The sequence below is a fragment of the Paenibacillus tundrae genome, from assembly GCF_036884255.1.
In the GTDB taxonomy this organism is placed as follows: domain Bacteria; phylum Bacillota; class Bacilli; order Paenibacillales; family Paenibacillaceae; genus Paenibacillus.
Genome location: NZ_CP145605.1, coordinates 1362651 through 1375965 on the forward strand (window position 1 = coordinate 1362651; position 13315 = coordinate 1375965).

General features: G+C 44.6%; 11 protein-coding genes. 10 read left to right on the plus strand and 1 reads right to left on the minus strand.

All coding sequences use genetic code 11. From position 1 onward, the window contains the following. Positions 1–15: 15 nt before the first annotated feature. The 4 genes from V6W81_RS05890 to V6W81_RS05905 all read left to right on the plus strand — a co-directional run bounded on the left by V6W81_RS05890 (position 16) and on the right by V6W81_RS05905 (position 2620). Complete coding sequence (locus V6W81_RS05890) at positions 16–492, plus strand: hypothetical protein (protein WP_338542043.1); 477 nt, start codon at positions 16–18, stop codon at positions 490–492. Next, the gene (locus tag V6W81_RS05895; RefSeq protein ID WP_338542045.1) at positions 492–626 is read left to right on the plus strand and encodes an XkdX family protein; all 135 of its coding nucleotides are present in this window, start codon (positions 492–494) and stop codon (positions 624–626) included. Before V6W81_RS05890 ends, V6W81_RS05895 begins: the two co-directional genes overlap by 1 nt. An 88-nt stretch (positions 627–714) precedes the next feature. After that, positions 715–1200: a phage holin family protein gene (locus tag V6W81_RS05900; protein ID WP_338542046.1), complete on the plus strand. Its 486-nt coding sequence runs from the start codon at positions 715–717 to the stop codon at positions 1198–1200. Between the two features lie 475 nt (positions 1201–1675). Next, positions 1676–2620: a glycoside hydrolase family 25 protein gene (locus V6W81_RS05905; RefSeq protein WP_338542048.1), complete on the plus strand. Its 945-nt coding sequence runs from the start codon at positions 1676–1678 to the stop codon at positions 2618–2620. A 245-nt stretch (positions 2621–2865) separates the two neighbouring features. Here the strand turns inward: V6W81_RS05905 and V6W81_RS05910 are convergent, their stop codons facing one another. Further along, a complete protein-coding gene (locus V6W81_RS05910) occupies positions 2866–3384 on the minus strand; it encodes a YcxB family protein (protein WP_338542049.1) in 519 nt (172 codons plus the stop codon). Between the two features lie 766 nt (positions 3385–4150). Between V6W81_RS05910 and V6W81_RS05915 the strand changes: the two genes are divergently transcribed. From V6W81_RS05915 to htpG, 6 genes are all read left to right on the plus strand, one after another. After that, entirely contained in the window at positions 4151–5800 is a 1650-nt protein-coding gene (locus tag V6W81_RS05915) for an ABC transporter substrate-binding protein (protein ID WP_338543952.1), read from the plus strand. 163 nt (positions 5801–5963) lie between these two features. Then, positions 5964–6968: an ABC transporter permease gene (locus tag V6W81_RS05920; protein ID WP_338542050.1), complete on the plus strand. Its 1005-nt coding sequence runs from the start codon at positions 5964–5966 to the stop codon at positions 6966–6968. Positions 6969–6987: 19 nt separating this feature from the next. Continuing rightward, positions 6988–7887 carry a nickel transporter permease gene (nikC, locus tag V6W81_RS05925; protein ID WP_145051026.1) on the plus strand — a complete coding sequence of 300 codons (900 nt, stop codon included), beginning with the start codon at positions 6988–6990 and terminating at the stop codon, positions 7885–7887. 430 nt (positions 7888–8317) lie between these two features. Continuing rightward, positions 8318–9505, plus strand: coding sequence for an NAD(P)/FAD-dependent oxidoreductase (locus V6W81_RS05930; protein WP_338542052.1), 1188 nt, complete (start codon positions 8318–8320; stop codon positions 9503–9505). A 23-nt stretch (positions 9506–9528) separates the two neighbouring features. Then, positions 9529–10398 (plus strand): RNA polymerase sigma factor SigJ, encoded by an 870-nt coding sequence (gene sigJ / locus V6W81_RS05935; protein WP_338542053.1) that lies wholly within the window; start codon positions 9529–9531, stop codon positions 10396–10398. A 709-nt stretch (positions 10399–11107) separates the two neighbouring features. Continuing rightward, entirely contained in the window at positions 11108–12988 is a 1881-nt protein-coding gene (gene htpG, locus V6W81_RS05940; RefSeq protein ID WP_338542054.1) for a molecular chaperone HtpG, read from the plus strand. Positions 12989–13315 lie beyond the last annotated feature (327 nt).

Here is a 13315-nt window from a genome sequence, read left to right on the forward strand (position 1 = left end):
GGAGGGGAATCCAGTATGTATGCTGTTTATATCTACAATGAGCATGATGCAAAACAGGTTACTTTGAAAGAAAAGGTAATCGGTGAATTGTCTGAAATTGTGCAAGAAGTAGTTGCTAAAGACTACCAGGAAATAAAAGACTTTTATAGAGTTAGAACGACGCCCGCTATCATTTTTATACGTGATGACTTGCAAGGAGAACAACTTTTAAATGTGGATGAAGAGCAAGGGAAATTGCGTCTTGCACTAGAAGCATGGAAACAGCTTGAAGAAGAAGAAAAGAACATCCACGAAATGGAAACATATCGTATAGATTTTAAAGTTCAAGAAGAAATTCAAACAGCCGTTGAGTTAATAGGGATGCAGCTTGTACAGACGAAGATTCAACAAAAGCAAGAGGAGACAACGGCACGAAGCCTAGGAGCTGAACTAGTGGTTACTAAACTGGAGCTTGCACACTATAAAAACAATGAGCCGGAGGCGACAGCATAATGACAGACTATCAAATATTTGAAAAGGGCTATAAATACGGTTGGGCTAGTGAAAAACAAATGCTAGAAGCAGTTAAATATAAACTCATCACAGAAGAAGAGTATAAGCAGATTACAGGTAAAGAATATATGTAGTAACACGCATAGATCTAACCTAGTAGCGTGTTTTTTTATACCCCTAGAGTAATCAGGGGGATATTGAAAAAGGTAAGGGGGAGATGAGATGGAAACAGTAGGTAAATGGCTTATGGCTGTTTGGAGCACGACAGCCTCATACTTCTTTGGTGGTTGGTCGGGTGTGCTAGGTGTATTGTTGGTGTTTGTAGCATTGGATTATATGACAGGATTTGCAGCGGCAGCTATGACAGGCACACTAAAGAGTAATATCGGGATGTTTGGCATCGCCCGAAAGGTATTTATTTTTGCAATGGTATCGGTGGCTCATCTGGTGGACGGTGTTCTGGGAGACGGACATTTGTTCAGGGATGCGGTCGCCTTTTTTTATATCGCGAATGAGCTGTTGTCCATTATTGAAAATGGTGGCAAACTTGGCGCGCCAATTCCGCCTGCGATTCGGCAGGCAATAGAAGTGCTCAAGGGTAAGGGAGGAGCCGGGGATCACCCCGGTAACCTCCCTTTTAAGTCTAATGAGTCTTTTGCTCAAACAGATGATGATAGTGAAGTACAAAAGAAAAAAGATAAAAAGTAATTGCAGCTTTACATTGTTCATCTACCGCACAAAAAAACAAATCTAATAGCAATTCAAATAGTGTGTAGAAAGCAAACCAATAGTAAGCTGGTAGCAAACCGAATAGGACTAGCCTCGAAGAATATTTTAGAATCATTTAGCTAATAAACTAGGAATAGAGTAGATCCAACAGTTTTATCTATCACTAGAATGATCAACCATACTCACACAAGAAATCCAAAAGTCCGGTGATACACCAAACGAAGAGAGCTCTGTCATTTTAGTGATGGGTACCTAACCACTAAACGTGTTTTGTTTTATAACACACCACACCAACACTAACCAACCCAGTAACCACCAAACCTATTCCAACAACATTTCCTCCTAAACTCCCCCAAACTTCCAAAACATCAGGACATGCACACAGGCAAGCTACCTTGTCCTGACATCTACTATATACAAACGGCAAACTTGCCGCGAAAAGGGTGTGAGAACCATGCAAACGAGAACGCCAGGCAATACACAGGGCATTGATGTCTCCCGATATCAGGGCACGATTGATTGGGCCAAAGTTAAGGCAAGTGGCATGACATTTGTGTTCATCAAAGCAACGGAGGGACGAACGTATACTGATCCAAATTTTCAGCAAAATGTGGCTGGCGCACTTGCGGCTGGCATGCTGGTGGGAACGTATCATTTTTTCCGCGGCACCTCTACAGAGATCGCCAAAGCAGAAGCAGCGCATTATGCGAACACTTTACAGAAGGTCGGGGGTGCGAAGGCATTACAATTACCTCCGGTCATGGACTATGAGAATAACCCCGGTAATTTGAGCAGAGCGCAGATGAACACTGTAGCCAAAGCCTTTCTAACCGAATTACAACGTCTTACTGGCATAAAACCAATTATATATACGGGCAATTCATTTGCTGGAAACTTTGATGCCTCGCTCGGTACGTATGATCTATGGATCGCGCGTTACAGCAACACACGGGTGCCGGATGACCAGCCTGCTTGGAAGCGTTGGACATTCTGGCAGTACACGGACTCAGGTAAGGTGAACGGCATTGTGGGCAACGTCGACATGAATGAGTTTGAGGGGACGGCAGCGCAGCTACGAGCTAGATATGCTACTACAACGACACCTCCAAATCCACCTAAACCGACAGAACCCACGAATCCGCCGAACCCAACCGAACCACCGAAAGGGGGCGAACCGATGACAACTGAAGAGAAAGTAGCGTTTGATGCGTTGAAGGCACAGGTGGAGAGACTACAGGCACGCCAGCAAATGGAGGTTCCGGTATGGGCCAAAGCAGCTGTAGAAGCTGCATTAGCCTATGATCCGAAGAACCCGTTGTTTAGCATCGATAACGGAGCGAGTTACGACTTTTATCGTTTTATCACGGTCATGCACCGTAGAGGTTTGTTTAAAAAATAAGGCTAATCCTAAATGAGTGTATGCATTCTACATGTAAATGTAGGCTTACCAAAGCCAAAGACGCCATTCTTTAATGAGATGGCGTCTTTCTTTGTGTGTTTAATTGCTAATCATTTTACGCGGGAAGGAGAAGGTAGCGAAAACTGAAGAAGCGAAGCGTTAGCCCCAAAGCTTACTGAAAAGTAATCTGGGGGTTACAGCGACCTTCGAGGTTTTCTATCATCGGAGTGCAGCGCAACCAACCCTTAATTCTCTTTCTCCAACAAAGGCACAAAATACGAATCATAATACCGCTGAAATGCCTCTTTGGTACGATCATCTTCTAATGCCCTTTTGGATAGAATCATCGCTTGTAAATCAGAAACGTGTAGATAGTAGTGCTTCTCATCCTCCCGTACAACGACAAACTGATCCCATGCCAAGAAATTTTGATTGTTCTTCGTCGTTCGCGTGATGCCTTGCTCATCTAACAACATCGTATTAGAGCCAAGGACGCCATTTAAATTCTGTTTTTTCATCATCCGAACTATGGAGAAGAGTGTTAATTTTTTGTATAGGCTAGGGAAAACGATGATCCATAGTAGAATGGTTCCAATAGTCACAAGTGAAACGGGTCGCTGAAAAATGAGATTTAAAAATAACAAAGAAATAGGAAACGCAGAGAGTAAAATATATTTTACCTTACGATGATGCTTGGATTGTGAGATCACATTTTTCTGTAGGTCGATTAGATCGTCAAAGGATAGGTTGAACTGCAGCTTCACAATGAATCGCCTCCATTCATATCTTCTAAATTGTAACGCATTTCAGTAAAAATGGAAAAATAAAGCTTTATCTAGGGATACATAACTCGCATCAGTCTAGTAATTCGAACGAAATGAGAAGTGGTCAGGAGGGGGTGCCAAGACATTTTTTTGTCGATCTATGTTTTATTTCCGCGCTTTATGTAACTTTAAATAACATGGATTATAAAGTTGATGATCGTTGTATGTAAATCTCTTGTCTAAATGATTAATGTGATGTAAAGTAAGTTACACAAAATGGTTTTTTACCACAGTTTGCGAGCATAATCCTCCCATCATGACAAGACTATAACACTCAAAGTTATTGTAATGTCTCCCTGTTGTATATTCCAACACCCTTGAAAACCACTCCTATGTCAATTTCGATCTGAATGATCCCTATGCTAATGAGTATATGTGTATACCCAAAACAAGTGACCAAGCTTTCACTCTTTTCAATTGACCTTTGTTTAATTGTTCCATTTCTTTCTCTCTCAATTTATCTACGATTCCCCAACATGATTTGCTCAAATATATTAAAGGTATCATGGGTATGTTAAACCCTTAATAGATACAGGTAGTATGTGATACACGCCTGCGACGGTTTCTTGGATCAGCATTTTGCGCGTAACAATCCTGGAAGCATGTTGAGTGATCGTGTATCCACTATCAATCCATCAGGATAATTGTTTTGGCACGCCAGCATCACACACATTTTGAGACAGGGAAGGGTGTTGTACGTATGCGAATGAGAAAAAAATGGTTGTCCGGTTTGATGGTTATGGCGATGAGTACGGTTTTGGTTTTATCGGGTTGCTCTAGCCAGGAGGGGACGAACACACCTGCTCCAGCGGAGGGTAGCGATCCACCTACGGAGGAAGTAGCAACGCAGGATACGATGATTATGGGAAGGGGTGGAGATTCTGTTGCCCTAGATCCGGCCATTGTAACCGATGGTGAATCCCTCAAGATTGGACATCAGGTATTTGATTCATTGCTTGATTATAAAGAAGGTGGAACAGAGGTTATCCCTGGACTTGCGGAGAGCTGGGAGATATCGGCAGATGGACTTAAGTATGAGTTCAAGCTAAAGTCTGGTGTGAAATTTCATGACGGCACCGACTTCAACGCCGAGGCTGTTGTATTCAACTTCAATCGTTGGAGTGATCCTGCGAGTGAGTATAAATTTGAAGGAGATTCCTTCGATTATTACGATTCCATGTTTGGCCCAGAGGACGGACGCGTGATTAAGGAAGTGAAGGCGATTGACGAGACAACGGTGGAGTTCACATTGAACCAACCACAAGCGCCTTTCCTGCAAAATATCGCGATGACGCCATTCGGCATTGCCAGCCCAACCGCCATTCAGGAAAAAAAGGAAAACTTCAAAACGGATCCTGTAGGCACCGGTCCTTTTGTATTCAAAGAGTGGAAACGCAACGACTCCATTACACTGGAGAAAAATCCAACCTACTGGAAAGAAGGACTGCCGAAGCTGAACAAAGTTATTGTTCGCTCTATTCCAGATAATACAGCCCGTTTCAACGCCTTGCAGAATGGCGAAATTGACGTGATGGAGGATCTGAATCCGGATGATCTGTCGATCCTGGAGTCGAATGCTGACCTGCAGAAGATTGAACGTCCACCATTCAACGTGGCGTATATCGGCTTTAACTTTAAGAAGAAACCTTTTGATGATGTAAAAGTGAGACAGGCGCTGAACCATGCGGTGAACAAACAAGGAATTATTGATGCGTTCTTTGCTGGACAAGCTCAGCCTGCGGTGAACCCGATGCCACCAACATTATGGGGGTACAACGATAGTATTGAGGATTACCCGTATGACTTGGAGAAAGCAAAAGCATTGCTAGCCGAAGCAGGCTTCCCTGACGGATTGCCAGATCCGGTGACCTTCTATGCGATGCCAGTGTCTCGTCCGTACATGCCTGATGGTAGAAAAGTTGCCGAAGCGATCCAAGCGGATTTTGAGAAAATTGGAGTAAAGACAAACATTGAATCTCCCGAGTGGGCGACGTATCTAGATGATGCCAAAGCCGGGGAGAAGGACGATATCTACATGCTCGGTTGGACGGGTGATAACGGTGACCCCGATAACTTCTTGTACACGTTGCTGGATAAAGATGCGATTCCGGGTAACAACCGTAGCTTCTATGTCAATGAGGAGTTGCATGTGTTGCTGACGGATGCGCAGAAGGAGACCGATCAGGATAAACGGGCAGAGTTGTATGAGCAGGCACAGGTCATTATTAAGGAAGACGCTCCATGGATTCCGCTTGTGCATACCACGCCAATTCTTGCGGGTAGTGCGAAGTTGAAAGGTTTTGTACCTTCGCCGCTGGGTAGCGAATCCTATGCCGGTGCCTATTTCGAGGAGTAATGAGCAAGTTGTAAAAACTGTAATCCGTGTCTGAATTTTAAAGCGCTGGCGCACACGCAATGCTTAGCAGAACCATCATCCGGACGTAATCATCTCGAAGCATACGTGTCCGCTGGCGTTTTTGTCTACCTAATCGGTTGTTTAAAAGGCGGGTGAATGAGGATTGAATAGTTACATCGTCAAACGAGTATTGGTACTGTTGCCTGTTCTGTTAGGCATGACGTTAATCGTCTTTTCCATCATCCATGCCATTCCCGGTGACCCGGCGGAAACCATTCTGGGACAGAAGGCAACAGAGCAATCCAAACAGGCTCTTCGAGACCAACTTGGCTTGGATAAACCGTGGTTTCAACAATATTTCGCATATCTCGGTGATCTGGTCAAAGGCGACCTAGGAACTTCTATCCGAACGAAGGTTCCGATTGCCCAGGAAATAGGGCCATACCTGACGGCAACGTTTGAATTAACGATGGCTAGTATGCTGTTTGCCATTATCATTGGTGTCAATGCGGGGATCGTCAGTGCGTGGAAGCATAACTCCTGGTTTGATTACTGCTGCATGGTCATTGCACTGGTCGGGGTTTCGATGCCGATCTTCTGGCTTGGCTTGATGGAGCAATGGCTGTTCGCCAACAAACTACAGTGGTTGCCATCCATCGGCAGGATGAATCCGCGCGATCCGATTGAAGCGGTAACCGGTCTGTACGTACTGGATACGATGATTGCTGGTCGCTGGGATCAGCTATGGACGGTGACGAAGCACTTGCTGTTGCCAAGTATTGCGCTGGGTACGATTCCAATGGCCGTCATTGCACGCATGACCCGTTCCAGTATGCTGGAAGTGATGAGTTCGGATTATATCCGTACTGCAAAAGCCAAAGGTCTGGGTCCCTTTTTTGTCGTGTATGGACATGCGCTGAAAAATGCATTCATTCCCGTACTTACCGTAATCGGCATTCAGACCGGATCGCTCCTCGGGGGAGCGGTGCTGACTGAAACCATCTTTGCATGGCCGGGCGTGGGACGCTATATATATGAAGCAATTAGTTCAAGAGATTATCCGGTGATCCAGAGCGGAATCCTGATCGTTGCTTTTTTCTTCGTGGTCATCAACTTGATTGTGGACTTACTCTATGCCGTATTTGATCCAAGAATCAGCTACAAATAATCCAAGAAGGGGATGCCACATGGCCAAATTATCGACGAATACGGGCGCTTCCGTGGATGTTGCAACCAAATCGACTTCAGGCCCATGGCGGGAGGCTTGGAGAACGTTTCGTAAAAATCGGCTAGCGCTTGCCGGGCTGGTCATCATTGTATTTTTCATCCTAATCGCCTTCATTGCACCTTATATTTCACCTTATGACTACAAAGAGCAGGTTCTTACAGATCGACTGCAAGCACCATCGGCAGAGCATTGGTTTGGCACGGATGATCTCGGACGGGATGTGTTCTCCCGCGTGTTGCATGGGGCGAGAATTTCACTATGGGTCGGCTTCTTCTCCGTCATCGGTTCGATTATTGCTGGTGCGTTGTTAGGGCTGATTGCAGGATTTTATGGCAAATGGGTGGATATGCTTATCTCACGTCTGTTTGATATCTTGCTTGCTTTTCCAGGCATTCTCCTCGCGATTGCGATTGTCGCTATTCTGGGACCGTCTCTGCAAAATGCCCTGCTCGCCATTGCGATCGTCAACATTCCGACCTATGGCAGACTGGTGCGGTCGAGGGTACTTAGCTTGAGGCAGGAGGAGTTTATTACGTCAGCACGTACGCTTGGGGCGGGTAATGCACGAATTCTGTTTCGGCATATCTTGCCGAATAGTCTTACACCTCTGATTGTGCAAGGCACGCTGGGCATTGGTACCGCGATTATTGAAGCGGCTGCACTCGGATTCTTAGGAATGGGTGCACAGCCACCTGATCCAGAATGGGGCAAAATGCTGTCGGATTCTCGCCAGTTCATCCAAAAAGCACCTTGGACACTCATTTTCCCGGGTCTTTCCATTATGCTCACGGTGCTCGGTTTTAACCTGCTGGGGGATGGACTGCGAGACACGCTTGACCCAAAGATGGCGAAAAAGTAGACGTTATATATCCAGTGATCTCTGTCTATTGCCTTATGCAGGGGGACGTATTGCTCGCAGAAAGGGTTCGAATGTTATGTTTTGATGTTTTCATCGATGGCAATAGAAATATAGGTTTGTTGTCCACGTAACCATTGAACGCGAATTAATATTTGATGAGACAGCCGACTACATAGTCGGCTGTCTGTCCGTTAAACTAACGGGCAGCGTATTCGTAATATATGGTGTATTGTAGAGTGTTTTAATGTTAGTTAGGAAGGCAAACCAAAACTTAATAGCTTATGGAAAAAGGGTTAGATTTTGTTTTACATAGCGTTATCACAGCATTTCACAGCATTCAGTTCTTCCCATTTTGTATTTTTTTGAACCACATGTCACATGAAAGGCCACTACCTCGTTCTATATGCAAACGACAGAAGAGGTGGATATTATGAAAACATTAACGTGCGTTGTCATTGGCGCTGGGTATGCGGGAATTCATACAGTAAAAGAAATCCGTAAACGGTTTAAGGATCAGGTAAATAAGCATCCGCTCCGACTGGTTCTGATTGACGGAAACGCTTTCCATCTGCGTAAAGTGTTAATGTTTAGACCTGCCGTTACAAATGAAGACATACGGATTCCGCTAACCAAGTTGTTTCCGGACGAGGTTGAACTCGTGCAGGCCATGGTCCTCAATATCAATGCGGTAGAGAAAAAGCTGGTATATGTGAATGATGTGGGAGCAGAACATGAGATGAATTACGATATGCTCGTTGTAACAGTGGGCAGTGTGATTCGGCAGCCCGATTCCGATCAGGGTGGAATTGCACTCACCTCACTGGAAAGCGCGCAAAAGATTCGGAGCGCATGGCTTTCTAATCTTCAACAAGCCGCTTCTGAATCTAATGCAAGAGAACGTGAGCGATTAATGCACATTGCAATTGTGGGAGCTGGCATAAGTGGAGTAGAGACTGCTGCAGAGCTAGCTTATTATGCCCGTAGGGATGGGGAGCGGCTAGGACTTGACCCGCAAGCCATCCGAATTGAGCTATACAATGCACATGATCGCCTTTTTCTAGACGGCCCTGCCAAAGTAGGCATGAAACTAGAACGACTTCTCCAAGACATTGGTATAAACACGCTGCATAATAAACGGATCATCAAGGAAGAAGATGGAGTAATATGGTTGTCAGACGGTGAAAAGCGGAGTGTAGGGCTGTGTATCTGGACGCTTGGACTACTGCCTAATCCGATGATTCAGACGATCGGCTTGCCAGTAATATCTGATGGGCATGTGCGTGTTGATGTCAGCTACAGAGTGTCGGATATGCCTGGAGTCTATAGTATTGGCGACTGCGCCAAAATTGTAGACCCGCTTAATGGGCATGTCGATGGCAAGACGTGCAAGGAAGCGATTCCCCAGGCTGCTCGCCTTGCCAAGATTATGCTTGCAGACCTCGAAGGTCGCCAAGCACCGGTTCATGAGAGTTATATGAATTTGTATAGCATCGGACTAGGTCCGGGCAAAGGGTTAACCTGGGTAAACAAATGGGGGATTGATTTTGTCATCACTGGTAAACTGAGTTGGAAAATTAAGGAGTACACATGGGATGCAGCAAGTATGTTGACGACATGATCGGATGAATCGGGGTGGCTGAGATGGAGGAACTATACGGTAGGTATAAAAAGTTATTGCTTACACTGGCTTACCAGATGACGGGTACGTGGACCGATGCGGAAGATGTCGTGCAGGACGTATTTCTTAAAGTATGCGATGTAAATCCGGCTGGTCTGACCGAGGAACCGAAGGCGTATTTGTGTAAAATGGTCGTTAATCGATGCCGAGATTTGTATAAATCGGCTCGCAGGAGACGGGAACGTTATGTAGGAGAGTGGCTCCCTGAACCCATTCCGACTTCAATGGTAGATCCGCTTGATTTAATAATCCGTGATGAATTGCTGTCCTATGCCGTCCTGGTCATGCTAGAGAAGTTGTCTCCGGCAGAACGCGCGGTGTATGTATTGCGTGAGGCTCTTGGTATTGAGTATGGCGATATAGCCGAGATCATTGGTAAAAGCGAGATCAATTGCCGAAAGATGTTCAGCCGTGCAAAGGGGAAAATGGGGCTGAGTGAAGGGGAACCAGATATGATCAAGACGGATAGAGAAGTGTGGATTCGCCAATTTATAGCCGCGTTTGAGCAGGACGACGCAGAGCGAGTTATTTCCATGTTAGCGAGCGATGTCGTTCTCATATCCGATGGGGGAGGGAAAGCACTCGCTGCCGTTCGGCCGATTGCAGAACGCGATTCTGTTTTCAAATTTCTGTATGGTATTTTCCATAAATCATTTCAACATGAAGATGGACTACAGATAGAGGTGAGAGAGATCAACGGCCAGACAGGAGTTGTTATCCGTTTGGGAGAGCGTGTCGATACCGTTGCGCTGATTCATATCATAGAACGTTCTATTCGCAACATTTATCTTATTCGAAATCCAGATAAACTTCGATTTTTTCATCATATCTGAGGTTCAACTCATACTTCATGCCGTTTCGAAGCATCGTTCGAGGCGGCTTTTGTATTGCCTACCCTATTACGTTAAAATAAGAAGATGCGCTCGATTTCAAGCGTTGTTCAATCATTTTGTTAAAATATCCGCCATCATGTTGACACCCAATTTTCCCATATGTTATATAAAAGGTAGGGTTTAGCACTCTAACGACCTGAGTGCTAATACAAGATGTTTTTTAATACACGACTACATATGGAATGATTTTGTTTTGAATATTAAATTGTTGAATTCGAAGAGAACACGAGTGTGGCTGAATAGAAAAAATTCGGTACGTCGTAGCGAGTCTTCCTGAATGTTTTGATCTAGAGAAAGCTCATAATTTCATTAGGTTCTTGGCTAATAGCCTCAGTAGTGGAGGGTGCGGAATCGATTCTGAAGAAGCGGTAGCACTCGCCTTTGTCTCCGTATTTTCACCTATTTAATATAATTCACAAAAATTTGGAGACAACAGCGATCGAAAGAACGATCCGTAACCGGAACGGTCACTGGAGGAGAGCCTTCGACGATAGTGATCTTAATGGGTCTTGAATATGCATTAGATTAGTTCAGGGATTAAGCGACAGAAGAATTTTTGTTCACGTGATGCTTTATGTGGAGATTCTAATTTTACATTTAATATTTAACTCAATCATTCGATATCCAATTTGAGAGGAGACACCCATTCATGGCTAAGAAAGAATTCCAAGCAGAATCCAAGCGTTTGCTAGATATGATGATCAACTCCATTTACACGCAAAGAGAAATCTTTTTGAGAGAGCTGATCTCCAACTCCAGTGACGCGATTGACAAAATATATTACAAAGCCCTCACCGATGACTCACTTGTGTTCAACAAAGAGGACTACTACATTAAACTGACGATCGACAAAGAAAATCGCACGCTCACCCTGACCGATACCGGTATTGGTATGACTCAGGAAGAGCTGGAGAACAACCTCGGAGTTATCGCGAAGAGTGGTTCCCTTGCGTTCAAGAAGGAAAATGAAGCAAAAGATGGACATAACATCATCGGACAATTCGGGGTTGGTTTCTACTCCGCGTTTATGGTGGCTGACAAGCTGACCGTGACGAGTAAAACGCTGGGCAGTGATGAAGCATGGAGATGGGAATCCGAAGGTGCGGATGGATATACGATCACGCCAGCAGAGAAGGATTCTGTAGGAACTGAGATCGTTCTGACGATCAAGCAAAATACCGAAGAAGATTCATATGACGAATTCTTGGAAGAGTACCGCCTGAGATCCATCATCAAGAAATACTCTGACTTCATTCGTTACCCAATCAAGATGGATGTGACAGGACAACGTCCGAAGGAAGGTACAGAGAACGAGTTCGAGGAATACCAAGAAGAACAAACCGTTAACAGCATGGTACCGATCTGGCGTAAAAATAAAAGCGAGCTGACCGAAGAAGATTACACGAACTTCTATATGGAGAAGCGCTACGGTTTTGACAAACCGCTGAAGCACCTGCACATTAGCGCGGATGGCGCAGTGGTATACAATGCAATCTTGTTTATCCCAGAGAATACACCGTTTGATTATTACACCAAAGAGTATGAAAAAGGTCTTGAGCTCTACTCCAACGGCGTATTGATCATGGACAAGTGTGGCGACTTGCTGCCGGATTACTTCGGTTTTGTTAAAGGTATGGTGGATTCCGAGGATCTATCTCTGAATATCTCCCGTGAGATGCTGCAGCATGACCGTCAACTCAGCCTGATTGCGAAGAACATTAAGAACAAGATCAAGAGCCAACTGCAGAGCTTGCTCAAGGACGAGCGTGAAAATTACGAGAAGTTCTACCAAGCATTTGGACGTCAGTTGAAATATGGCGTATATAGCGACTATGGTGTGAACAAAGATACGTTGCAGGATCTGCTGCTGTTCTCTTCTTCCAAAGAGAAGAAGCTGGTAAGCTTGGATGAGTACGTCTCCAGAATGCCGGAAGATCAGAAGTATATCTACTATGCATCTGGTGAATCAATCGAACGGATCGAGAAGCTGCCACAGATCGAGGGTGTACTCGACAAAGGCTATGAAGTGCTCTACTTCACGGACGATATCGACGAATTTGCGATCAAGATGATCACGAACTATAAGGAAAAAGAATTCAAATCCATCTCCAGCGGTGACCTTGGCATCGAAGACAGTGCGGACAAAGAAGAAACGGAAGCACAGGACAACGAAAACAAAGAGTTGTTTGAAGCGATGCAAACACAGCTCGCAGGCAAAGTAAAAGCGGTTAAAGCTTCGAAACGTCTGAGAAGCCACCCGGTATGTCTGTCCACTGAGGGCGAGCTAACCATTGAGATGGAGAAAATTTTGAAAGCTATGCCTAATAGTGAAAATGTACAGGCAGATAAAGTGCTGGAGATCAACGTGAACCACGATGTCTTCCAATCGTTGAAAGATGCATTTGCACAAGACAAAGAAAAATTGAGCTTGTACACAAGCCTGTTGTATCACCAAGCCTTGCTGATTGAAGGGTTGCCGATTCAAGATCCAGTTGAATTCACAAACGATATTTGTAAAGTGATGGTGTAACACGACATTTTAACTTTTTGAACGAAAGGCAGGACATTCATGTCCTGTCTTTTTAGTGTACCAACAGGTACATGTCATAGGATAAGCATGCCAACCAAATGATGTCCAAAGAACTTCACGAGTTAGTTAATCTAAACGATTGGTGTGAGGGCAGAAAGTGAGCTATCAGCCGTATTAACATGAGCTGTTGGCGACTCCATTAATCAAGCAGTCTCATACCAATTTCGATGCAAATGGAAAATTGCCTATTCTCTTTTTAAAAACATACTTGACAGGTAGGGATAAGGGGGTTATATTGGTTTCAATAATACTTCACTACTAATTAAA

Bases quoted from the DNA above. Each gene is read 5' to 3' on its own strand.
- htpG (WP_338542054.1), top strand. From the start codon at position 11,108: ATGGCTAAGAAAGAATTCCAAGCAGAATCCAAGCGTTTGCTAGATATG.
- nikC (WP_145051026.1), top strand. From the start codon at position 6,988: ATGGCCAAATTATCGACGAATACGGGCGCTTCCGTGGATGTTGCAACC.
- V6W81_RS05890 (WP_338542043.1), top strand. From the start codon at position 16: ATGTATGCTGTTTATATCTACAATGAGCATGATGCAAAACAGGTTACT.
- V6W81_RS05900 (WP_338542046.1), top strand. From the start codon at position 715: ATGGAAACAGTAGGTAAATGGCTTATGGCTGTTTGGAGCACGACAGCC.
- sigJ (WP_338542053.1), top strand. From the start codon at position 9,529: ATGGAGGAACTATACGGTAGGTATAAAAAGTTATTGCTTACACTGGCT.
- V6W81_RS05915 (WP_338543952.1), top strand. From the start codon at position 4,151: ATGAGAAAAAAATGGTTGTCCGGTTTGATGGTTATGGCGATGAGTACG.
- V6W81_RS05895 (WP_338542045.1), top strand. From the start codon at position 492: ATGACAGACTATCAAATATTTGAAAAGGGCTATAAATACGGTTGGGCT.
- V6W81_RS05905 (WP_338542048.1), top strand. From the start codon at position 1,676: ATGCAAACGAGAACGCCAGGCAATACACAGGGCATTGATGTCTCCCGA.
- V6W81_RS05930 (WP_338542052.1), top strand. From the start codon at position 8,318: ATGAAAACATTAACGTGCGTTGTCATTGGCGCTGGGTATGCGGGAATT.